We start from the raw sequence: 22,408 nt of genomic DNA on the forward strand, positions 1-22,408 counted from the left end.
GCGTTCATGTCCCTCCCGCACGCGATCCTCACCGCGTTGCTCGAGAAGCCGTCCTCCGGCCTCGAACTGACGCGCCGCTTCGACAAGTCGATCGGCTACTTCTGGTCGGCCACGCACCAGCAGATCTACCGCGAGCTGGGCAGGCTGGAGCAGGCGGGGCACATCCGTGCCCTGCCCGCCCCGGTGCCGGTACGGGGACAGCGCAAGGAGTACGAGGTGCTGCCCGCGGGCCGCGAGGAGCTCGGCACCTGGGTGGCGAGGTCGGAGGACCCGAAACCCATGCGGGCCGCCCTGCTGCTGCGGATGCGGGCGGCCGCGGTGGTCGGCGCCTCCGGCCTGCGCGCCGAGCTGACCCGTCATCTCACGCTGCACCAGGAGCAGTTGGACGAGTACCTGGCGATCGAGACCCGAGACTTCCCGAGCGAACGCCGCCACTCCGAACCCGACCGGCTGCGCCATCTCGTCCTGCGGGGCGGGATCGAGATGGAGCGCTTCTGGGTGGAGTGGCTGACGGGGGCGCTGGCGGAGCTCGGGACGGAGTGACGTCCCGGGCGGGGTCCTCTGCGGACCCGCCCGGGCGACCGCGCCCAGGCGAACCAGAGACCGGAGCGCCGGTGCCGTGCCGGGGGTACGTCCACGATGTCGGCGGCCCCCAGGTCGAGGATCCCGCCGGGCGCGTTCACGAGCCGAAGCAGGAGACCCGTCCGCGCACGCAGGCTCATCCGGGCCCGGCGTTCCTCCACGGCGGCCAGCGCGCCACGGTGCGGTCCTGCCCGAAGCGGGGCCAGTCGTACGGGGCCACGGTTCGGCGGATCACGCGCGGACAGGGCCTGGCGCCCTCCCGCGCCGCCTCGGTGAGGCAGGCGGCGTCGCGGCGGAGGTCGTACAGGACGAGGGAAAGATACGGGTCCCCCCAGCCGCGGTCGTCCGGAAACGGGCGCCGTGAGCGGGGGATGTGATGTGCGGTGCGTGCCATGGGGACTCCGCGGGTCGGCACCGCCGGGGACTTCCCGGCGGGCTACCTGAACCCCATGGACCCGTAGACCCGTTCGCCTGCCATGTGGCTGATCCTAGCGGCCTCGGGGCGACGCGGTCCGTGACGTTGTGGATACTGGGAGGTTGGAGTTCCACGACACGAAAGGGCGGGTATGGCCGACGACTTGGGGCACCGCGCGACACGTCACGCGGTGGTCATCGGGGGAAGTCTCGCCGGGCTGCTGGCCGCCCGGGTGCTGGCCGAGCACGCGGAGAGGGTGACGGTCGTCGAGCGCGACCGGCTGCCCGAGGGGCCGGAGGCGCGGGCGGGTGTCCCGCAGGGCAGGCATCTGCACGTCCTGATCGCGGGTGGGCAGCGGGCGCTCGACGAACTGCTCCCGGGATTCACGGACGAGTTGACCACGCTCGGGGCACCCACGGTGGGCGCTCCCGCCGACATGATCCAGTGGCAGAACGGCAAGTGGTTCCGCCGCACCGCCGCCACCACCCACCACTACACCGGCCCGCGCCCGCAGCTGGAATGGCTGGTGCGGCAGCGGGTGCTCGCCGATCCGCGCATCGAGCTGATCGAGGGCACCGAGACCGTGGGCCTGACCGGCGACTCCTCGCGGGTCAGGGGCGTACGGCTGCGCGAGCGGGGCGCGGGGGCCGACAGGGAAACCCGCACGCTGGCCGCGGATCTGGTGGTGGACGCCTCGGGGCGCTCCACGAAGGCCGCCGACTGGCTGGCGGGCATCGGCGCGGAGGCCCCGCACGAGGAGACCCTGGACACGGGGCTGGCGTACGGCACCCGGGTGTACCGCACCCCGGCCGAGGCGGACACGGACGCGACGGGCTACTACATCGTGCCCAACCCCGCCCAGGTGTACAGCGGTGTGGTGCTGCCCCTGGGCGACGGGCACCACCTGGTGACCCTCTCCGGGCTGCGCGGTGACGAACCGCCCACCGAGGAGGGCGCGTTCGAGGAGTACGCGAAGCGGCTGCCGCATCCGGTGATCAGCGACTGGCTGGCGCGCGCCGAGCCGGTGTCTCCGGTGTACGGCTTCCGGAAGACCGCCAACATCCGGCGCCGGTACGACCGTCCGGGCCGCCGCCCGGCCGGCTTCCTCGCCACCGGCGACGCTCTCTGCGCCTTCAACCCGATCTACGGGCAGGGCATGGCCGTCGCCGCGCTGAGCGCGGTCGCGCTGCGTCGGGCGCTCGCCGACCCGAAGCGCACACCGACGACCCGTACGGTGCAGCGGGCTCTGTTCGACGCCTCCCGGCAGGCCTGGGACATCTCGGCGGGCGCCGACAAGAAGATGCCGGGCGCGACCGGTGACGCGGCCCGGCCGGGCCCGCTGGACCGGGTCTTCGGCTGGTACATGGGACGGGTGGTGGAGCGGTCGGCGGGTGATCCGGCCGTGGGGGCGTCGTTCCGTGCGACGATCACCCTGACCGCCCCGCTGACGAGCCTTTTCGCCCCCTCGGTGGCGCGGGCGGTGCTCTTCGGACCGGTCGGCGAGACGCCGACGGGGCCGCCCCTGCGCCGCGACGCGTAGGGAGTGGCCGAGGTGGCCGGGCCGCAGCCCTGGGGCGCGGCCCGGTCGCCGGAGCGCGGCGGGGGCCTCTCCGGCACGCTTGTTGTCCTCAGGCCCCCGGCGCCGCCACCACCACCCCGGCGGCGATGGCCCCGCCGAGCGCCGCGTAGTCGTCGGCGTTCTGGCCCGCGTAGGCGTGGGCGAAGTCGGCGACGGAGCGGTCGAAGACGTCCGAGCCGCCCAGGTACGCCGCGATCGCGATGCGGTCGCCGGAGCGGGCGTGGGCGCGGGCCAGGGCGCGGCCGCAGAGCCTCGCGTAGTCCCGCAGCATGACCGGGGACATGGTCTCCACCTCGGCGGAGCCCTTCATGTCGCGCAGCTGGCGCCAGTAGAAGTGGCGTTGTTCGGGTCCGGTCATCCAGCCGAGGAAGATGTCGCTGGCGGCCTGGGTGAGGCGCTGTCCGTAGACGACGCGGCGCCCCTGGTGGGCGTAGACGCTCGGCTCCAGGTACGGCTCGAGGACCGAGCGGCCGGCCTCCTTGATCTGGAGGATGAGCGGGTCGCCGTCGTCCCGTCCTTCGAGGAGGAGGACGAAGCAGCGGGTGCCGACGCTGCCGACCCCGACGACCTTGCGGGCGGCTTCGAGGAAGCGGTAGCGGTCGAGGAGCACCCGCCGTTCCTCGGAGAGCGAGCTGCGGTAGTCGTGGTAGATCTTGCCGAGCGTGACCCGGTCGATGTCCGTGGTCCGTTCGAGCAGCGGCGGGTCGTCGACGATGTGCCGGACCCCGGTCGCGTCGATCTCGGTGAGCTTGGCGAGCGCGTGGAGGCTGGTGCGCCGGCGGGCGCGGGCGAGCCGGTTCTCGAATCGGGCGCGTTCGTCGCGGCGCACCAGGGGGACGAGGTCGTCGGCGGTGATCCGCTCGTACCAGACGGTGAGTTCTCCGAGGTCGGCGAGACGGCGCATGGCGATCCGGTACGACTCCACGGCGACGAGGGCCGCGCGGCGGGCCTTGGCCCTGGTGCTGCCGTTCTGGAGGGCCGCGACGGTGATGCTGGCGGCGAGCCGCTTCACGTCCCATTCGAAGGGGCCGGGGAGCGTCTCGTCGAAGTCGTTCACATCGAACAGGAGCGTCCGTTCGGGTGAGGCGTAGACCCCGAAGTTGAGGAGGTGGGCATCGCCGCAGAGCTGGACGGTGAGTCCGGTGTGGCGCTGGGCGGCGAGGTCGGCGGCCATGACGGCGGCGCCGCCGCGGAGGAAGGCGAAGGGTGAGGCCGCCATCCGGCCGTACCGGAGGGGTACGAGGTCGGGCAGCCGGTCCTGGGCCTGGCGTTCGAGCACACCGATGGGGTCGGGGCGCTGTGAGCTGGGTATCCAGCGGCCGTGGGAGGAGCGGGGGACGTGCTTGCGGGCCGCCCTGCCCCGTTCGGCACGCTCCGACGGTGTCGTCATCCGGCCTCACCCGCCTCGTCCGCGGTCACGGTCTCGTCCCCGCCACCTGCTACCTCATTACAAGGTGACTCGCTCGTTTCGGCCACTCTGCCGGGCAGCCCTGGCAAAATGGTTTAGACCAATGATAGGAATTGGTCACCCGCACGACCCATGCGGTCACGCTGAGCGAAGAGAGGGTTTGATCATGGCCGAGCCCGAATCCGAGGCGGCGGCAGACGCGCCGCTCTATCTCCGGGTCGCCGCCGCGTTGCGCGAGGACCTCGCCCACCGCCGCATCTCCCCCGGCAGCAGGCTCCCTTCGGAACGATCCCTGTCCCAGCGCTACCACGTCAACCGTCAGACGGTACGCAGCGCGCTCCAACTCCTGCGGGACGAAAGGCTCGTGGTGACCGACCGGCGCGGCACCTTCGCCGCCTCGGGACCCGAGGCCGGGAGCGAGCCCGTCGCCCCGGCCCTCACGGCCCGTCGGCCGACCTTCCCCGGCGGCCCGCGCGCGGCCGAGGCGCTGGTACGGGCCTCACTCACCTGGGAGCCGCCGCCCACGCCGCTGACGGCACGGCTCCTGCTCACACCGGGCGAGCCGACGCTGGTCCACCGGCACGTGGTGCTCGGGCCGCAAGGAGCGGCGCTCCAACGGGCGGTGTCGTGGTTCTCGCGGCCCGCACTCACCGAGATCCCGCAGCTCGCACGCTACCGGCGGGGGCGGGACTGGCGCCAACAGCCCGATCTGCGACTGCTCTACCACTGGATGCACCAGGCGGGGCTGCGGGTCACCCACCGGGAGTCCGTCGGCGTGCCGGGCCCGGCCATGACGTCGGCCGGCGGCGCGGCCCGGCTGATCGTCCACCGGGTGGTGAGCGACCAGCACGGGCACGCGCTGGAGATCACGGACATCGACTTCTCGGCCCAGTCGGCGGCCTGGACGTACGAGTTCAGCGCCTGAGGGCGGGCCGGTTCCTGTCCGGTACGGGGACAGGAACCGGCTCTCTCGTCACAGGAGTCGGGTTTCCGTGCCGTCCGACTCCTGGGCCACTCCGGTCAGATGATGCCCTCCGAGATCTCCGCCTCCTCGCGGGCGTTGCCGTACGCCGTCGGTGTGCCGTACGAGCGCCGGGCGACGTACCACCAGACGCTGGCCAGGACGAGCACGACGGCCAGCGCGATCACGGCGTAGTTCATGGTGTCGACCGTCACCGGGGACTTCTGCGGCAGGCAGAACAGCACGGTCACGAACGCCACCCAGACGACGGCGGTCCAGCCGATCGGCTTGCTCCAGCGTCCCAGGCTCCACGGGCCGGGCGTGAACCGCTTCCCGGCGCGCAGGCGCAGATAGATCGGGATGGCGTAGGCGGGCGTGATGCCGATGACGTTGATCGCGGTGACGGCACCGTAGGCGGTGGCGGAGTACAGCGAGGGGAGGGCGAGCACCGCGGCCACGGCGACGGCGAGCCAGACGGCCGGCACCGGGGTCTGGGTGCGGCCGCTGACCTTGCGCCAGATCGCGGAGCCGGGCAGGGCGTTGTCGCGGCTGAAGGCGAAGACCATGCGGCTGGCGGCGGCCACCTCGGCGTTGCCGCAGAAGAGCTGGGCGACGATGACGACGAGGAGCAGGGCGGTGGCACCACCGGTGCCGAGCGCGTCCAGGAAGATCTGGGCGGGCGGGACGCCCGTGGCGCTGTTCTGCGTGGCCGAGTAGTCCTGGATGGCGAAGCTCAGCCCGGCGAGCAGGGCGAATCCGGCGAGCCAGGAGACCCAGATGGCCCGCACGATGCCCTTGGAGGCGGCGACGGAGGCGTTGGAGGTCTCCTCGGAGAGGTGGGCCGAGGCGTCGTAGCCGGAGAAGGTGTACTGGGCGAGGAGCAGACCGATGGCGGCGACGTAGAAGGGGTTGGCCCACCCGGTGTCGTTGACGAACTCGGTGAACACGAAGTCCGCGGACTGGTGCCGGTCGGGGATGAACGCGAGGGCGCCGACGATGATCGCCACGCCCGCGAGGTGCCACCAGACGCTGATCGAGTTGAGCACGCTGACCAGGCGGACGCCGAAGAGGTTCAGGACGGCGTGGAGCAGCAGGATCGCGAGGAAGATCAGGAAGGTGGAGCCCGCGGTGGGCTCGAAGCCCCACTGCAGGTTGAGGAAGGCGCCGGTGAAGAGTGCGGCGCCGTAGTCGATGCCCGCGATGGCGCCGAGGAGGCCGAGCAGATTCAGCCAGCCGGTGTACCAGCCCCAGCGGCGTCCGCCGAGCCGGTCGGCCATGTAGTAGAGGGCGCCGGAGGTCGGGTAGGCGCTGGTGACCTCGGCGAGGGCGAGGCCCACGCACAGCACGAAGAGCCCGACGCCGACCCAGCCCCAGAGCATGACGGCGGGGCCGCCGGTGCCCATGCCGAAGCCGTACAGGGTCATGCATCCGGAGAGGACGGAGATGACCGAGAAGCTGATCGCGAAGTTGCCGAAGCCGCCCATGCGGCGGGCGAGGACGGGCTGGTAGCCGAGCTCCCTCAGCCGCGCCTCCTCGTCCTGGGCCGGGGGTGGCTTGCGCAGCGCGTCGGTGGGGTCGGGGGCGGTGCGGGACATGCGTTCCTCCGGGGACGGGGGGTGAGCGGGGTGGGGGGTACAGGGTGCGGGGGCGGCAGGGGTGCGGGGCGGAAGGGGACCCGGTGAGAGCACTCAGCCGCTGAGACAGCGGGCGCGGGCCCGCAGGAAGACCTCTTCGGCGAGCACGCGGTCGTCCGGATGCGGGGTCCGGTACGCCCACGGAAGGGTCGTGTAGTACGGGCCGAGCGAGTCGAGGACCCGGGCCGCGTCGGTGAAGCGGAGGGCTCCGAAGAGGGCGTGCGCCAGGTGGTTGAGGTCGAGCAGGGAGGCCTCGTCGGTGGCGCAGAAGAGGAACCAGGTGTCGAGGGCGCGCTGGGCTTCACGGACGGCGTCCTCGGCGACCCAGTGGAGGTCCAGGGCCCGCTCGTGGCCGCGCTCGCGCCGGTAGCGCTCGACGCGCACATACAGCGGTAGGGCGTGCAGGGCGGAGCCGACGGGTGCCGAGGAGGCGGCCCAGTGGGCGTAGTTGACGGCCTCGGAGAGCGGTCCCGGGCGCCGGGCGTACACGAACTGGAGCATCCGGTGGTGCGCCTCGCGGTTGTGCGGGTCGCGCTTCTCCGCCTCGGCGAGCAGGCCCCAGGGGCCGGGCGGCAGCATCGGGGCCGGCGGGGACAGCCGGTGCTCCTCCATGCGCTGACGGCCGTCGAGGGCGGCGAGGGCGATCAGGCCGACCCAGGGCACCGGGTCGTCGGGGGCGAGGTCGGCGGCCTCCCGGCACGCGGTCCAGGCCTCCTGCCAGAGCTCCCGGGTGCGGGCGTGGCCGGCGCGGTGCGCGCGTACGGCCCGCTCGACGGTCACCCGGCTGTGCATCACGGTGGCGGCGAGGCTCCCGGGCTGCTCGGTCCGCCACATGTGGACGACGTCGGTGCCCGCGGCGACGGCGGCGAGGACCTGGGTGCGTCGGGTCCAGCCGTCCCAGCCCGTCGTCTCGTCGAGGAGCCGGGCCATCGCCACCCAGCGTCCGGTGCGTAAGTCCTGGACGGCGTTGCGCAGGGCGTGGTCGTGGCCCGCGGGGTGGTAGACGGGTCTGAAGCCGTGTCCGGCCATCAGGGGGTGAGGCGTGGTGTGGATGACATGGGTCCTCGGTGGATGGGAGGGGGTGGTCAGTCCCCCGGCGGGCGTCCCGGCCGTTGATCGGCGATCACTATAGAGGGCTCTGGATGCGACCGCTCCACTTTGTTTCTCGACAGTAATTATCAAGCCAACGACCGAATTTGACTTACCGTCAGGTTCGGCGATGGACCTGACGTGATCACCCGCCGAGGCTTGACGGAGCGCCGCCGCGACGGCACCCTGACCCTTTTCGGTGATCGGATGATCACCGAACGTCCAGGGACAGGAGCACCGCGATGACGGGCGGCCCGGTACTCGCCGTCGACCAGGGCACCTCGGGCACCAAGGCCCTCGTCCTCTGCCCCGAGCGCGGAGTCGTCGGCAGCGGTACGGCTCCCGTACGGCCCCGGTATCTGCCGGGCGGACTGGTCGAGGTCGACCCTCGTGAGCTGTACGACTCCGTGGTCACCGCGGGCCGCGCGGCACTCGCCGAGGCCGGGACGCCGGTGGTCGCCGTGGGTCTCGCCAATCAGGGCGAGACGGTCCTCGCCTGGGACCCCGTCACCGGCGAGCCGCTCACCGACGCCCTGGTCTGGCAGGACCGCCGAGCGGCCTCCGTCTGCGCCGAACTCGACCCGTACGCAGATCGGTTGAGGCAGCTCACCGGACTTCCCCTCGACCCCTACTTCGCCGCTCCCAAGATGGCCTGGATCCGCCGCCACGCCACCGGCGCCGGCGTCGTCACCACCAGCGACACCTGGCTCGTCCACCGGCTGACCGGCGCCTTCGTCACCGACGCGGCGACCGCCGGCCGCACCGGACTCCTCGACCTCGACACCGTCGCCTGGTCGGAGACCGCCCTCGACCTGTACGGCCTGGGCGGCGAACGCCTCCCCCGGGTCGTGGACTGCGACACGCGTGTCGGCACCACCACCGCCTTCGGCCCGACGCTCCCGCTCACCGGCCTGCTGGTCGACCAGCAGGCGGCGCTGCTCACCCAGAGCGCCGACGACCCGGCCGCCGCCAAGTGCACCTACGGCACCGGCGCCTTCCTCCTCGCACAGACCGGCCCCGTACCCCGGCGCGCGTCCTCCGGCCTGGTCAGCTGTGTCGCCTGGCGGCTCGGCGGACGGGTCGCCCACTGCCTGGACGGGCAGGTGTACACCGTCGCCTCCGCCGTGCGCTGGCTCACCGACCTCGGCGTCATCGGCGGTGCGGCCGACATCGACCCGGTCGGCGGAGGGGTCCCGGACACCGGCGGCGTCACCTTCGTTCCCGCGCTCGCGGGGCTCGCCGCGCCCTGGTGGCGGGGCGACGTGCGCGGCTCGCTCACGGGGCTCGGCCTGGACACCGCGCCCGGCCATCTGGTCCGGGCCCTCTGCGAGGGCATCGCCGCGCAGGTCGTGGAACTCGCCTCGGCCGTCGCCTCGGACCGGGGGGCGCCGCTGACCTCACTGCGCGCCGACGGCGGGCTCACCCGGTCCGCGCTGCTCATGCAGACCCAGGCGGATCTCCTCCAACTACCCGTCGAAGTATCGTCGTTGCCCGACGCGACGGCGCTCGGCGCCGGCGCGGTGGCCCGACTCGGACACGAACCGGGGCTCACGCTCCGCGAGGCCGTACCGGAGTGGAAGCCCTCGGCCGTGTACGAACCCCGGATCTCGGGCGACGAGGCGGGCGAGCGCCTCGCGCGGTTCCGCGGGGAGGTGGCGGCACTCGTCGCGCGGGCGGGGCCGGTCGGCGGGGCGCCGACGGGCGAGGATTCCGGCTGCGGCTCCGGCTCCGGCTCCGGCTCCGGCTCCGGCTCCGGCTCCTCATGAGTGTCACGCGTACAGGGCCCCTTCCCGCGGGCCCCGACGCGACGTACGACGTCGTGGTCGTCGGCGCGGGGGTGGTCGGCTCCGCGATCGCCCGGACGCTGGCCCGCCACCCCCTGCGGGTCGCCCTCGTGGAGGCCGCGAACGACGTCGGCGACGGCACGTCGAAGGCCAACACCGCCATCCTGCACACCGGTTTCGACGCTCTGCCGGGCACGCTGGAGGCGACACTCGTCCGCGAGGGATACCGCCTCCTCTCCTCGTACGCACAGGAGACCGGCATCCCCGTGGAGCCGATCGGCGCCCTGCTCGTCGCCTGGGACGAGCAGCAACGGGCCGCCCTCCCCCGCCTCGCGGAGAAGGCCGCACTCAACGGGCACCGCACGACACGGCTGCTCACCTCCGCCGCACTCCAGTCACGCGAACCACATCTGGGTGCCGGTGCGCTCGCCGCACTCGAAGTGCCGGGCGAGTCGGTGATCTGCCCGTGGACGACAACCCTCGCGTACGCCACCCAGGCCGTCCGCTCGGGCGTCGACCTGCACCTCGACTGCCGGGTGGAGAAGGTCCGCCCGGGCGATCCGTACCACCGGCTCGTCACCCGCCGCGGCGAGCTGCGGACCCGGCATCTCGTCAACGCCTGCGGTCTCCACGCCGACGCCTTCGACGCGCTGGTCGGCCGGGAGGACTTCACCGTCACCCCGCGCCGCGGGCAGCTGCTCGTCTTCGACAAGTTCGCGCGCGACCTGGTGCGGCACATCCTGCTCCCCGTGCCGGGCCCGCTCGGCAAGGGCGTGCTGATCGCGCCGACGGTGTACGGCAACGTCATGCTCGGGCCCACCGCCGAGGACCTGGACGACAAGACCGCCACCGGCACGACTGCGGAGGGACTCGCCGGACTCCGCGAGCAGGGCGGCCGGATCCTCCCCGCTCTGCTCGACGAGGAGGTGACCGCCGTCTACGCCGGACTGCGCGCCGCAACCGGGCAGGAGGACTACCGGATCGCCGCACATCCTGCACTCCGGTACGTGACGGTGGGCGGGATCAGGTCCACCGGACTCACCGCCTCCCTCGCCATCGCCGAGCACGTCCGCGGGCTGCTCGCCGACTGCGGGCTCGGCCTCGGGCCCGAGCGGCCCCTCGCCCGGCTCCGGATGCCGAACCTCGGCGAGGCCTTCCCCCGCCCGTACCGGGACGCCCGGCTCATCGCAGAGGACCCGGACTTCGGTGCGATCGTCTGTCACTGCGAGCGGGTCACCCGGGGCGAGATCCGGGCCGCTCTCACGTCGACGATCCCGCCGGGCGGCCTCGACGGCCTGCGCCGCCGCACGCGCGCGCGTGGCGGCCGCTGCCAGGGGAACCACTGCGGCGCCGAGGTACGGGCGTTGTTCGAGCAGCACGCGGAGCACCGGAAGGGGACCCGGTGAGCGGTACGGGCGTTGTCGTACGTGGACGAGGAGGGGCCCCGTGAGCCGTACGGGCCTTGTCGTACGTGGACGAGGAAGGGCCCGGTGAACCGCGCCGTCGACGTGCTCGTGGTGGGCGCCGGACCCGCCGGGCTCGCCGCCGCCACCCGGCTCGCCGCGGCGGGTGCGGGGCGCGTCGAGGTCCTGGAGCGGGACCGGGCCGCCGGCGGGGTCCCCCGGCACTGCGCCCGTCCGGGGTTCGGCTCGGACGGGCGGGGCCGCCCCCTGGACGGTCCCGGCTCCGCGCGTCGCTCGGTGCGCGCCGCCGTGCGCGCCGGGGCCACCGTCCGTACCGGGGTGTCCGCAACCGGGTGGGCCGGGCCCCTCACGCTCGACGTCACGACGCCGGCCGGGCTCGAACGCGTCCGGGCCCGGGCGGTCGTCCTGGCCACGGGGGCCCGTGAACGCCCCCGCAGCGCACGGCTCGTCCCCGGGTCGCGGCCCGCCGGCGTACTGACCACGGGTGAGCTCCAGCGGCTGGTCCTTCGGTTCGGGGCGCGGCCGGAGCACATCGGGTGGCGGGCGGTGGTCGTCGGTGGTGATCCCGTGGCCCGCGGCGCCGTGCGGACGCTGCGCGCCGTGGGGGTCGACGTGGTGGCCGTCGTCTGCGAACACCCCGTGAGGAAGGCGGCGTTCGGGGACGTCCCCGTGCTCTCCGGGGCGGTCGTGTCGGAGCTGCTCGGCCGCGGGCGGCTGACCGGGGTCTCGGTCCGGGGCGGGGCGGACGGTGCGACCCGGCACACCCTGCGGTGCGACACCGTGGTCTTCACCGGGGACTGGATACCGGACCACGAACTCGCCCGCGCGTGCGGGCTGCCGCTCGTGCCCGGCACGCGGGGCCCTGCGACGGACGGCGCGTTCCGGACCGCCGCACCCGGGGTCTTCGCGGTCGGCAACCTCCTGCGCGGCGTGGAGTCGGCGGTGGTGGCCGCCGCCGAGGGGCGCGCGGTGGCGTCGGCCGTGCTCGATGTGCTCGAAGGAGAGCCCTGGCCGGAGCGTGTCGTGCCGGTGGGAGTGCCGACGGTAGGACCCGCGGGAGGGCCGACGGGATCGGGGGGACCGCTCCGGTGGGTGACGCCCGGTCTGCTCGGCCCGGTGGCCTCGCCTCTGTTCGTACGGCCGGAGCGCCCGCTCGTACGTCCGGTCCTGACCATCTCCCAGGACGGCGCCCCGCTGCGGCGGCTGCGGCTGAGCGGCTCGCTCGTCCCCTGGCGGTCGGTGCGGCTGCCGGTGCAGTGGGCGGACGGCGTGGACCTCGGGGGCGGACCGGTGGAGGTCGCCGCCGAGGAGTGACGTGCGCGGCGGGGGCGTGCGGGCCCGAGGCGTCCACGCGGGGCGCGCGGGCCGCGCGGGTGCGGCTGCGGCGACCCGCGTGCGCGGCTGCGACGGCGGGGGCTCTTCGGCCAGACTGGCCGGCATGTCTGACAAACGCAGTGCGGGTCTTCTCGTCTTCCGCCGTACGACGGACGGCGGCGTCGAAGTACTCATCGGTCATATGGGCGGGCCCTTCTGGGCGTCCCGCGAGCAGTCGGCCTGGTCGATCCCCAAGGGGGAGTACGAACCGGACGAGACCCCGGAGGCGGCGGCGAGCCGTGAGTTCCTGGAGGAGCTGGGACTTCCGGCACCCGAGGGCGAGTGGCTGGACCTCGGCGAGTCCCGGCAGCGCAACGGAAAGCTCGTCACCGTCTGGGCCGTCGAGGGAGCGCTCGACCCGGCGGCGATCGTGCCGGGCACCTTCACCATGGAATGGCCGCCCCGGTCCGGCGTCCAGGGGGAGTTCCCGGAGATCGACCGGGTGGGCTGGTTCGTCCCGGAGGCGGCCGCGCCGCTCCTCGTGGAGGGCCAGCGGGTCTTCCTGGAACGGCTGGTGGAGCGGCTCGACGGGCGGGGCTGAGGGCGATTGTCAGACCCGTACGAGAGGGTGGTGAGCGCCGAACTGTCGAGAGGGAGCCCGACATGACCACGACCACGATCACCGCCAGCGAGCGCGCGGCCGCCCAGGCGTACCTGCGGTTGCTCGAATCCACCCAGGCCGTGCTGACCGATCCACAGCTCGCCCCGTACGCGGGGGTGATGCTCACCCATCCGATGGCCGAGGCGGACGAGGCGCTCCGGGCCGCCGGCCTCGTGGGGAACGAGGCCCGGCTGCTGCGGCTCGTCTCGTCCCTGCGCGCCTCCGCCGCGACCGCCTGGGGGCGGGCCGGGTGAGGAGGGGCTCAGGTCCGGAAGGAGTTGAGCTGCGGGGGCGGGCCGCCCCGCCCCCGCGCGGCACGGGGGCGCGCGGCAGGAGGGCCGCCCCTCACGGCACAGGGGCCGTCGCCGTCAGCCGCCCGGCCGGACCGGGAGCGTCCTCACGCTGTTGCCGACGAACCCGGCATGCCGGGGCAGCTCGGATTCGGGGACGGCCAGGTCCAGCTCCGGGAAGCGGGTGAAGAGCGCCTCCAGGGCGATCGTGGCCTCCATCCGGGCGAGCGGGGCGCCCAGGCAGTAGTGGGGGCCGTGACCGAGCGACAGGTGCTTCACCGTCGCCGTACGGGTCAGGTCGAAGCGGTCGGCGTCCGGGCCGTGGGCCTTGGTGTCCCGGCCCGCCGCCGAGTACCCGGCGAGAACGGGTGTGCCCCGCGGTATGAGGGTGCCGTCGACCGTGAGGTCGCGGGTCGGATAGCGGAACGGGAAAAGGCTGACCGGGCTGTCCCAGCGGAGGGTCTCCTCGACCACGTCCGACCACGTCGCGCGGCCCTCGACGACCAGGTCGAGCTGGTCTCGGTGGGTGCAGAGCGCCCGGACCGCGTTGGTGAGCAGGTTCAGGGTGGTCTCGTGGCCCGCGACGATCAGCAGGAGCAGCGTGCCGATCAACTCGGCCTGGCCGAGCCGGTCGCCGTCCTCGTCCCGCGCGGCGATGAGCGCGCTCGTGAGGTCGTCTCCGGGGGCGGCGGCCTTGGCGGCGGCGATGGAGGCGAGCAGTTCGAGGAGTTCGCGGTTGGCCGCGACGGTCTGCGCGGGTGTGGTGTCGGTCGCGACCACCAGGCTGGAGAGGTGGTGCAGCCGCTCCTGGTGGGCGGCGTCGACGCCGAGCAGTTCGCAGATGACGCCGAGCGGCAGCGGAAGCGCGTAGTGACGGCGCAGGTCGGCGACGCCGCCCCCGGCCCTGGCCGCCTCGGCGAGCCCGTCGAGGAGTCCTGCGGTGACCGCCTCGACGCGTGGGCGGAGTTCCTCCACCCGACGGGTGGTGAAGGCGTTGCTCACCAGGGTACGGAGGCGGCGGTGGTCGGCGCCGTCCGCGGTCATCATGCCGGGCAGGACGGCGAAGGTCCGCAGGGGCCAGCCGTCGGGTATGCGGCCCTCGGCGAGTGCGGTGAAGTGCTGGGGGCCCTTGGCGACGTCGGGGTGGGAGAGGAAGTCCCGGAGGACGTCGTGGCCGAGGACGGCCATGCCGTCGATATCGCCGGGGAGCACCACCGGGGTGACGGCGCCTTCGGCGAGGAGGCGGGCGTTGTGCGCGTGGGGGCAGCCACCGGAGGGGTCCATGTGATGGGCCGGGCGGGGGGTGGGTGCGGGCAGTGCGTTCACTTCGGCAGCTCCTGTCTGCGGGCCCTTGCGGGCAGGACCGGGGCGGTGCGGGGTCTCAGGGGCGCGGGCCGGGGGCGTCGGCGCACGCCGGGGCGCCGACCCGTGTGTCCACGGGCCGAGCGCGGGACGAAGCGGTGCGTCGTGCGGGCCGAGCCTACGGTCAATCGCGCTCTGTGGGTGCGGGGTTGACCGGAGCGTGGCCGCCTCGGCCCAGGAGTTCGGCCAGGCCTCGACGGGTCGCCGCCACGACGACCCGGTCGTCCGGTTTCAGGACGCGGTCGGGGTCCAGCCGCCAGGCCCGGTCCGTGCCGGACCTCGTGCCTGTGCCGTCCATGGCGATGACGCGCCACTTGCCCGGATGGAAGGCCTCGGCCACGGTCAGGCCGTCCAGGAGCGGGTGGGCGGCGACGTCCACCGCCGCGAAGAGGAGCACCCGGCGTTCGACCGGTACGGCACCGAGCACCTGACGGCCCAGCATGGCGCCCGCGAAGGCGGGTGCGGCCAGGTGGGAGACGCTGCGGCTGCGGGTGAGGGCCGCCGGGTGGGCCGTACGGAGCGTGCGGAAGACGGCCGTGGCGAAGTCGTCGTCGTACAGGCGCAGGACGACCCTCAGGTCGGGGCTGACGGCGCGGGCGGAGAGCGCCGCCTCCAGGTTGGTGATGTCGACGCTGGTCAGCGCGAGCAGGGCGTGGGCGCGCTCGATGCGGGCGGCCTCCAGGACACCCTCCTCCGTGACGTCGCCGATGACGGTGGGGACGCGCAGCCGTCTGGCGACGGCGATGCCGCGGGCCTCCGGATCGGACTCGACGCAGACCACGGGGATGTTCAGCCGGCGCAGCCGGGCGAGGACGCGGGTCCCCACCTTGCCGAGGCCGAGGAGGACGACATGCCCGGAGAGTCCGCGCGGCGGCCGGCGCAGGGTGGTCGCCGTACGGAAGGTGCCGAGGCCTTCGATGAGGGCGGCGACGATCACCGGCAGCAGGAGCAGTCCGACGAACCCGGCGAGGATCTGCAGGACCTGGCGGCTGGTCGACTCCCCCACGGCGGGGTCGCCGATGGCGAAGATGTCGAGCAGCGTCAGATAGGCGGCGTGCAGCGGGTGGTCGCCGGTGGTGAAGGTGGAGGCGAGGGCGAGTGCGAGGACCGCGGCTGCGGCCCCGGCCAGGGACCAGCGCAGCCGCCGCGAGAAGAGCGAGGCGACGGGCAGCGCGGAGGCGACGAGCCGGGCGGACGCCAGGGCGGGGCCCGCCGCGGTGACCGCTTCGAGGGTGACGGCGGCGCGGCCGGTGGCGGCCGCCACCGTGCGGTCGTCCGGGAGCAGCCGGGGGCCCGCGTCGCCGCTCCGCTCGGAGCCCTCGCAGCCCACCGGGTCGCCGGCCGTGGCGGAGAGCAGGGCCAGGGTGCACAGACCCGGGTCGGGGGCCTCCCCGGCGGCGGGCAGCCGCTCCACGGCGTGCAGGAGCAGGCCCCCGGCCTGGACCACCTTGCTGGTGCCGGCGACCGCGGCCGCGGCGAGGCCGGGGGCGGCGGTGTCGACGTCCGAGAGGACGGTCGTGGCGGCGTCGAGCTGCGCGGGGTCGAGGCCCGGTTCGGCGACGGCGGCGGCCTGGTCGAGGAGGGTCTCCAGGTGCTGGCCGAGCTTGCGGTTGTAGAGCCGGATGACGAGCCGCAGCCGGGGGTTGAGGCGGCGGGCGGTGAGTGCGGCCCGGATGTTGGTCTCGTCGTCCTCGTGGACGAGGGCGAGCGCGGCGGCCCGCTCCACGCCGGCGTCCGTCAGGGCCCGGTCGTCGGCCTCGGCGGACTCGACGACGCGCAGGGTGCCGGTGGGTTCACCGCCGTCCGCGCCGGAGGCCGTCGGGGCGGCCGGTCCGGAGGTGCCGGGGGCGCCCGCGGGAGCGGTGGTGCCCGTGGTGCGGATGACGGCGGCCGTGACGCGTCCGAAGAGAGCCAGCGCCCGGCCGGTGCGGACGACGGGCGTGCGCGGCGCGTCGGGCCGCACCGGCACGAGAAGGGTGACCTGCTCGCCGTACACCTCGTGCAGTTCGCCCGCGAGACGGTGGGCGAGGGCGTCGTCCCCACAGACGATCATGTGCCCGGCGGCGTCCTGACGCGGCTGCCGCTCGGCGCGGAAGGCGGGCGCGCCGAAGGGACCGCCGCCGGAGGCCCCCGAGGACCTGGCGGGGCCCGGAACGGACCGGGAGGCCGGTTCGGCGGGAGGCGCCGCGGCGCTCTCGGCCGGAACGCCGTTGCTCTGGTACGGGTGTGAGGGCACGTCACCAGCATGCCCTGCGCCGCCGACAGCCGGCCGGGGAGGGCGTCACCACCCGGGCGGGCTCACGACGCGCCGCCGTACGCCACACCCGCTACGCCGGTCGGCGCACTCCGATCTGCGGGTTCCGCGCCTCCTTCCTACGGTGACTGAATGATCGTCACGTCAGCTGTCCGTCATGCTGCCGCCGGTACCGCGGCGGTGCTGCTCGCGCTGCCCGCTCCGTCGGCCACGGCATCTCCTGTCACCTCGACCGCGACTGTCACCTCGACCTCGACCGTCACCTCGACCGCGACCGTCATGTCGACCGCGGCAGTCACTTCGGCCACGGCCGTCGCCTCGACCGCGACCGGCACCTCCACTTCGGGGTCCCTGCGGACGTCCCTCCGGGAGCCCTCGCCGCCCACGCGCCCCTACGTCGACCGCGCCCGGCTCGACCGGAAGGGCATCCAGGTACAGCCGCTGCCGGGTGCGCCCGACGTGCCCTCGCTCTCCGCACTGTCGTGGGTGATCGCGGACGCGTCGTCGGGCGAGGTGCTCGCCGCGCGCAACGCCCACCGGAAGCTGCCGCCGGCCAGCACCCTCAAGGCGCTGTTCGCCCTCACGGCGCTCCCCCACCACGCCCCCTCCGAGCAGCACACCGTGGCCGATTCCGAGCTGACCGGGATCGGGGACGGCAGCAGCCTGGTCGGGGTGAAGGAGGGATACACGTACAAGGTCTCCGACCTGTGGAACGGCGTGTTCCTCAGCTCCGGGAACGACGCGGTGCACGTCCTCGCCGCGATGAACGGCGGCTGGGAGTCGATGTCCCGCCAGATGCAGGAGAAGGCCAGGTCACTGGGCGCCCTGGACACCCAGGTGGTGTCCCCCGACGGGTACGACGCCCCGGGGCAGGTGTCCTCCGCGTACGACCTGGCGGTGTTCGGCAGGGCCGGGCTCCAGGACCCGGCGTTCACCCGGTACTGCTCGACGCGATACGCCGACTTCCCGGCAGGCACCTGGTCGTACGGCATCGCCAACACCAACCGGCTCCTGACGGGCGCGGACGGCGTCGGCCGCTACCCGGGGCTCATCGGGATCAAGAACGGCTACACGAGCAACGCGGGCAACACGCTGATCTCTGCGGCGCGGCGCGGCGACCGGACCCTGGTCGTCACGGTGATGAACCCGCAGAGCGGCGGCGGACTCGCCGTGTACGAGGAGGCGCGCGAACTCCTCGACTGGGGCTTCGAGGCGGCGGACCTGGTCCAGCCGGTGGGCTCGCTGCTCCCCGTACGGACGAAGGCGGCGGCCGGTTCGGGCAACCGCGCGGTGGCGGTGGCCCGTGAGGGGCGCGACGCGAGGGCGGACGGTCCCGCGCCCCGGGCCGGTGCGGAGGCCGCGGCAGCAGCGGCTGCGGCCGCACCCGCCAAGGACCCCGCGCGCGGGGAGGAGCCCTCGGAGGCGTCGGCCGGCCTTCCGCTGGCCCTGGTGGGCTCGGCGTGCGTGGCGGCGCTCGCGCTGTGGGGCCGGCGGCGCAGGACGGCCCACCGGGCGGGCTGACGAAGAGGCACGCCGGCCCGAGCCGGCCGGACCCGGGCCGGGCACGCGCCAGGCCGGGCACGGTCGGCCGGGCCTTGTCGGTCACACCTGGTCGGGCCCGGTCGGCCGGGCCTGGCCGGTCACACCTGGCCGCCGGGCCCGAGCCGAACGTCGGAAGTCAGGTGTCGGACGTCGCCGTCAGGCTCCCACGTACGCCGCCAGGTGCTCGCCCGTGAGCGTCGACCGCGCGGCCACCAGGTCGGCGGGGGTGCCCTCGAAGACGATCGTGCCGCCGTCGTGACCGGCCCCGGGGCCGAGGTCGATGATCCAGTCGGCGTGAGCCATGACCGCCTGGTGGTGCTCGACGACGATGACCGACTTGCCGGAGTCCACGAGCCGGTCGAGCAGGCCGAGCAGCTGCTCCACATCGGCGAGGTGCAGACCGGTGGTCGGCTCGTCGAGGATGTAGACAGCGCCCTTCTCGCCCATGTTCGTGGCCAGCTTGAGCCGCTGGCGTTCGCCGCCGGACAACGTGGTGAGCGGCTGGCCGAGGCTCAGATAGCCGAGGCCGACGTCCGCGAGTCGCGCGAGGATGCGCTGCGCGGCCGGGGTGCTCGCCTCGCCCGCGCCGAAGAACTCCACGGCCTCGGTCACGGACATCGCGAGCACCTCGCTGATGTCGCGGCCGCCGAGGAGGTATTCGAGCACCGAGGCCTGGAACCGCTTGCCCTCGCAGTCCTCGCAGGTCGAGGAGACCCCGGCCATGATGCCGAGGTCGGTGTAGATGACGCCCGCGCCGTTGCAGGTGGGGCAGGCGCCCTCGGAGTTGGCGCTGAACAGCGCGGGCTTCACTCCGTTGGCCTTGGCGAAGGCCTTGCGGATCGGGTCGAGCAGTCCGGTGTACGTCGCCGGGTTGCTGCGGCGCGAGCCCCGGATGGGGCTCTGGTCGATGGACACGATGTCGTCGCTCGCCGGAATCGAGCCGTGCACCAGTGAGCTCTTGCCGGAGCCGGCGACGCCGGTGACGACGGCGAGGACCCCGAGCGGGACGTCGACGTCGACGTCGCGCAGGTTGTGGGTCGTCGCGCCGCGGATCTCCAGGGTGCCGCTGGGCTCGCGCACGGAGTCCTTGACGGAGGCCCGGTCGTCGAAGTGCCGGCCGGTGGTGGTGCCGCCGGTCCGCAGCCCCTCCACGGTGCCCTCGAAGCAGACGGTGCCGCCCGCCGTACCGGCGCCGGGGCCGAGGTCGACCACGTGGTCGGCGATCGCGATGGTCTCCGGCTTGTGCTCCACGACGAGCACGGTGTTGCCCTTGTCCCGCAGCTGCAGCAGCAGTTCGTTCATCCGCTGGATGTCATGGGGGTGCAGGCCGACGGTGGGCTCGTCGAAGACGTACGTGACGTCGGTGAGCGACGAGCCCAGGTGGCGGATCATCTTGACCCGCTGCGCCTCGCCGCCGGACAGCGTCCCCGCGGGACGGTCGAGGGAGAGATAGCCGAGGCCGATCTCCACGAAGGAGTCCAGGGTCAGCTGGAGCGCGGTGAGCAGCGGAGCGACCGAGGGCTCCTTCAGGCCGCGCACCCACGCGGCGAGGTCGCTGATCTGCATGGCGCAGGCGTCGGCGATGCTGATGCGCTTGATCTTCGACGCCCTGGCGCCCTCGGCGAGCCGGGTGCCGTCGCACTCGGGGCAGGTGGTGAAGGTGACCGCCCGATCGACGAAGGCCCGGATGTGGGGCTGCATCCCCTCCTTGTCCTTGGCCAGGAAGGACTTCTGGATCCGCGGGATGAGCCCCTCGTACGTCATGTTGATGCCCGCGATCTTCATGCGGGTGGGCTCGTGGTGGAGGAAGGCCTGGAGTTCCTTCTTCGTGTACCTGCGGATCGGCTTGGCCGGGTCGACGAGGCCGGATTCGCTGTAGAGGCGGTAGTTCCAGCCGCCGGGCGTGTAGCCGGGGATGGTGAGCGCGCCCTCGTCGAGCGACTTGGAGTCGTCGTAGAGCTGATCCAGGTCGATGTCCGACACCGTGCCCCGGCCCTCGCAGTGGGGGCACATGCCGCCGGTGCGGTTGAAGGTCGCCCTGACGGTCTTCTTTTCCCCGCGCTCGACCGTGATGGCGCCGCTGGCCTTGACCGAGGGGACGTTGAAGGCGTACGCGCTGGGCGGTCCGATGTGCGGCTTGCCGAGCCGGCTGAAGAGGATGCGGAGCATCGCGTTGGCGTCGGTGGCGGTGCCGACGGTGGAGCGGGGGTCGGCCCCCATCCGCTGCTGGTCGACGATGATCGCGGTCGTCAGGCCGTCGAGGACGTCGACCTCGGGCCGCGCGAGGGTCGGCATGAAGCCCTGGACGAAGGTGCTGTACGTCTCGTTGATCAGCCGCTGGGACTCGGCGGCGATCGTGTCGAAGACGAGCGAGCTCTTGCCCGAGCCGGAGACGCCCGTGAACACCGTGAGCCGGCGCTTCGGGATCTCGATGCTGACGTCCTTGAGGTTGTTCTCCCGGGCGCCGTGCACGCGGATCAGATCGTGCCGGTCGGCCGGGTGCGGCTGCTTGTCCGCCCTGGGGGCCTTGCTCATCGTCTCTCCAGCTGTCGCGCGGGGCCGAAAAACGGACCGGCGCGGTGCGTCGTGGGCGACGGCTGCCGTATCGCAAGGTCCATGGCAGCCACGCTAGCGGCGGCCGGATGCGGACGCTTCTCAAATCCTGATCGATTGAGATCAGGCCCCGGGGAGGCCCTCCAGCGTCGGGCGCTGCGCCGGGCGGGTTCCGGCCACATAGAGCTCGGCCGCGAGGGCGGCCTCGCGGGCGGTCCGCTCCCCCATCAGCACGCACAGCGTGTACGCCGTGTCCTCGAAGCGCCGGCGCGCCGACAGGTCGCACGGCCTGTCCAGCACGGTCCGCTCCTGGGCGCGGTAGTGCCGGAGCAGCCGGTCGACCGTGTTCCTGTCGGGCAGCAGCATCGTGTCCTCCTTCTCCTGAGTCGCTCCATACTCCCGGTCGTCGGCCACACTCGCGACCGACACGGACACGCTGTGTGACGGCCGCGGGTCCGGGCCGCCCCCGGAGTGCGGTTCCGACGCCCATGGCGGAGGGTCGGAGACATGAACCCGAGCGAGATTTCGCGGGTGGTCGTCACCGGCGCCACCGGCAACGTGGGCACCAGTCTGGTGAGGCTCCTGGCGCGCGAACCGCGCGTCGGCTCGGTCCTGGGTCTCGCCCGGCGCCGGCCGGGACTCGAGCTGCCCGGGGTGGAATGGGCCGAGGTCGACCTGTCCCGGGAGGGCGACGAGCCGCTGCTCGCGCGGCACGTCGCCGACGCGGACGCGGTCGTGCACCTGGCCTGGCGGTTCGGACCGACCCACGATCCGGTGGCGACATGGCGGACCAATGTCCTGGGCGCGGTGCGCGTCTTCGAGGCGGCCGCGGCGGCGCGGGTGCCCGTCCTGGTGCACGCCTCCTCGGTGGGGGCGTACTCTCCGGGCCCGGCCGACGGTGTCCCGGTGTCCGAGGCGTGGCCGACGCACGGCTGGCCGGGGGCGGCGTACACGCGGGAGAAGGCCTATCTGGAGCGGGTCCTGGACACCTTCGAGCGGGACCATCCGCTGATCCGGGTGGTGCGGATGCGTCCGTCGTTCCTCTTCAAGGAGGAGTCGGCGAGCGGGCAGCGGCGGATCTTCGCGGGGCGTTTCTTCCCCGGGCAGCTGATGCGGCCCGATCTGCTGCCGCTGCTCCCGGAGTTCGACGGGCTCCGCTTCCAGGTCCTGCACACCGAGGACGCGGCCGACGCCTACCGGCGGGCGCTGCTGCGGGACGTACGCGGCGCGTTCAACCTGGCCGCCGAGCCGGTGATCGACGGCGCGGTCCTGGGCGAGCTCCTGGACGCCAAGCCCGTACGGGTGCCGGCGGGTGCCGTGCGGGGCGCGCTGTCGGCGGCCTGGCGTCTGAGGCTCGCCTCCGCGTCCCCCGGCCTGTTCGACGCGCTGCGGCACATGCCGCTGCTCGCGACGGAGCGGGCCCGGAAGGACCTGGGGTGGGAGCCGTCACGGAGCTCCTTGGAGGCTCTGGAGGCGTTCCTGCGCGGCGTGCGTGAGGGCGCGGGCGACGACACGGGCCCGCTGGCGGGCCACCGCATCGGCTGACCCGGCGGGCC

At 73.6% G+C, this 22,408-nt stretch carries 17 protein-coding genes and 1 pseudogene; 10 read left to right on the forward strand and 8 right to left on the reverse strand.

What is annotated here, in order from left to right; all coding sequences use genetic code 11:
• The first annotated feature begins 6 nt into the window (after window positions 1-6).
• Window positions 7-543 (forward strand): PadR family transcriptional regulator, encoded by a 537-nt coding sequence (locus ACZ4XX_RS27465; RefSeq protein WP_468510542.1) that lies wholly within the window; start codon window positions 7-9, stop codon window positions 541-543.
• 175 nt (window positions 544-718) lie between these two features.
• Here the strand turns inward: ACZ4XX_RS27465 and ACZ4XX_RS27470 are convergent, their stop codons facing one another.
• Window positions 719-976: a hypothetical protein gene (locus tag ACZ4XX_RS27470; RefSeq protein ID WP_468510543.1), complete on the reverse strand. Its 258-nt coding sequence runs from the start codon at window positions 974-976 to the stop codon at window positions 719-721.
• Between the two features lie 172 nt (window positions 977-1,148).
• Between ACZ4XX_RS27470 and ACZ4XX_RS27475 the strand changes: the two genes are divergently transcribed.
• Entirely contained in the window at window positions 1,149-2,537 is a 1,389-nt protein-coding gene (locus tag ACZ4XX_RS27475; RefSeq protein WP_468510544.1) for an FAD-dependent oxidoreductase, read from the forward strand.
• An 88-nt stretch (window positions 2,538-2,625) separates the two neighbouring features.
• Here the strand turns inward: ACZ4XX_RS27475 and ACZ4XX_RS27480 are convergent, their stop codons facing one another.
• Window positions 2,626-3,966 carry a DUF2252 domain-containing protein gene (locus tag ACZ4XX_RS27480; RefSeq protein WP_468510545.1) on the reverse strand — a complete coding sequence of 447 codons (1,341 nt, stop codon included), beginning with the start codon at window positions 3,964-3,966 and terminating at the stop codon, window positions 2,626-2,628.
• Between the two features lie 184 nt (window positions 3,967-4,150).
• On the opposite strand from ACZ4XX_RS27480, the pseudogene ACZ4XX_RS27485 reads away from it, so the two are divergent.
• Window positions 4,151-4,312, forward strand: a pseudogene (locus tag ACZ4XX_RS27485) (GntR family transcriptional regulator); the annotation flags it as partial.
• Window positions 4,313-5,004: 692 nt separating this feature from the next.
• Here ACZ4XX_RS27485 and ACZ4XX_RS27490 read toward each other — a convergent pair.
• Together ACZ4XX_RS27490 and ACZ4XX_RS27495 are read right to left on the reverse strand one after the other, a co-directional pair.
• On the reverse strand, window positions 5,005-6,540 hold the full coding sequence (locus tag ACZ4XX_RS27490; RefSeq protein ID WP_468510546.1) for an amino acid permease: 1,536 nt from the start codon (window positions 6,538-6,540) through the stop codon (window positions 5,005-5,007).
• Window positions 6,541-6,633: 93 nt separating this feature from the next.
• Window positions 6,634-7,608, reverse strand: coding sequence for a hypothetical protein (locus tag ACZ4XX_RS27495; protein WP_468510547.1), 975 nt, complete (start codon window positions 7,606-7,608; stop codon window positions 6,634-6,636).
• A gap of 302 nt (window positions 7,609-7,910) precedes the next feature.
• Here ACZ4XX_RS27495 and ACZ4XX_RS27500 point away from each other — a divergent pair, with 302 nt between their 5' ends.
• The 5 genes from ACZ4XX_RS27500 to ACZ4XX_RS27520 all read left to right on the forward strand — a co-directional run bounded on the left by ACZ4XX_RS27500 (window position 7,911) and on the right by ACZ4XX_RS27520 (window position 13,105).
• Window positions 7,911-9,434 (forward strand): FGGY family carbohydrate kinase, encoded by a 1,524-nt coding sequence (locus ACZ4XX_RS27500; RefSeq protein WP_468510548.1) that lies wholly within the window; start codon window positions 7,911-7,913, stop codon window positions 9,432-9,434.
• A complete protein-coding gene (locus tag ACZ4XX_RS27505) occupies window positions 9,431-10,858 on the forward strand; it encodes an FAD-dependent oxidoreductase (protein WP_468510549.1) in 1,428 nt (475 codons plus the stop codon). The genes ACZ4XX_RS27500 and ACZ4XX_RS27505 overlap by 4 nt, the downstream gene beginning before the upstream one ends.
• Window positions 10,859-10,942: 84 nt before the next feature.
• The gene (locus ACZ4XX_RS27510; protein WP_468510550.1) at window positions 10,943-12,190 is read left to right on the forward strand and encodes an FAD-dependent oxidoreductase; all 1,248 of its coding nucleotides are present in this window, start codon (window positions 10,943-10,945) and stop codon (window positions 12,188-12,190) included.
• A 124-nt stretch (window positions 12,191-12,314) separates the two neighbouring features.
• The gene (locus ACZ4XX_RS27515) at window positions 12,315-12,791 is read left to right on the forward strand and encodes an NUDIX hydrolase (RefSeq protein ID WP_468510551.1); all 477 of its coding nucleotides are present in this window, start codon (window positions 12,315-12,317) and stop codon (window positions 12,789-12,791) included.
• Window positions 12,792-12,853: 62 nt separating this feature from the next.
• Entirely contained in the window at window positions 12,854-13,105 is a 252-nt protein-coding gene (locus ACZ4XX_RS27520) for a hypothetical protein (RefSeq protein ID WP_468510552.1), read from the forward strand.
• Window positions 13,106-13,219: 114 nt separating this feature from the next.
• Here the strand turns inward: ACZ4XX_RS27520 and ACZ4XX_RS27525 are convergent, their stop codons facing one another.
• Together ACZ4XX_RS27525 and ACZ4XX_RS27530 are read right to left on the reverse strand one after the other, a co-directional pair.
• Window positions 13,220-14,425, reverse strand: coding sequence for a cytochrome P450 family protein (locus ACZ4XX_RS27525; protein WP_468510581.1), 1,206 nt, complete (start codon window positions 14,423-14,425; stop codon window positions 13,220-13,222).
• Window positions 14,426-14,627: 202 nt separating this feature from the next.
• Window positions 14,628-16,556, reverse strand: coding sequence for an NAD-binding protein (locus ACZ4XX_RS27530; RefSeq protein WP_468510582.1), 1,929 nt, complete (start codon window positions 16,554-16,556; stop codon window positions 14,628-14,630).
• 333 nt (window positions 16,557-16,889) lie between these two features.
• Here ACZ4XX_RS27530 and ACZ4XX_RS27535 point away from each other — a divergent pair, with 333 nt between their 5' ends.
• Window positions 16,890-18,278 (forward strand): D-alanyl-D-alanine carboxypeptidase family protein, encoded by a 1,389-nt coding sequence (locus ACZ4XX_RS27535; protein ID WP_468510553.1) that lies wholly within the window; start codon window positions 16,890-16,892, stop codon window positions 18,276-18,278.
• A 177-nt stretch (window positions 18,279-18,455) separates the two neighbouring features.
• Here the strand turns inward: ACZ4XX_RS27535 and ACZ4XX_RS27540 are convergent, their stop codons facing one another.
• Both ACZ4XX_RS27540 and ACZ4XX_RS27545 read right to left on the reverse strand, forming a co-directional pair.
• Window positions 18,456-20,834 (reverse strand): ATP-binding cassette domain-containing protein, encoded by a 2,379-nt coding sequence (locus ACZ4XX_RS27540; RefSeq protein WP_468510554.1) that lies wholly within the window; start codon window positions 20,832-20,834, stop codon window positions 18,456-18,458.
• Between the two features lie 141 nt (window positions 20,835-20,975).
• On the reverse strand, window positions 20,976-21,218 hold the full coding sequence (locus tag ACZ4XX_RS27545) for a DUF5133 domain-containing protein (RefSeq protein ID WP_468510555.1): 243 nt from the start codon (window positions 21,216-21,218) through the stop codon (window positions 20,976-20,978).
• 141 nt (window positions 21,219-21,359) lie between these two features.
• Between ACZ4XX_RS27545 and ACZ4XX_RS27550 the strand changes: the two genes are divergently transcribed.
• Window positions 21,360-22,397: an NAD-dependent epimerase/dehydratase family protein gene (locus ACZ4XX_RS27550; protein WP_468510556.1), complete on the forward strand. Its 1,038-nt coding sequence runs from the start codon at window positions 21,360-21,362 to the stop codon at window positions 22,395-22,397.
• Window positions 22,398-22,408 lie beyond the last annotated feature (11 nt).

The organism is Streptomyces sp. NPDC029956 (genome assembly GCF_055574655.1).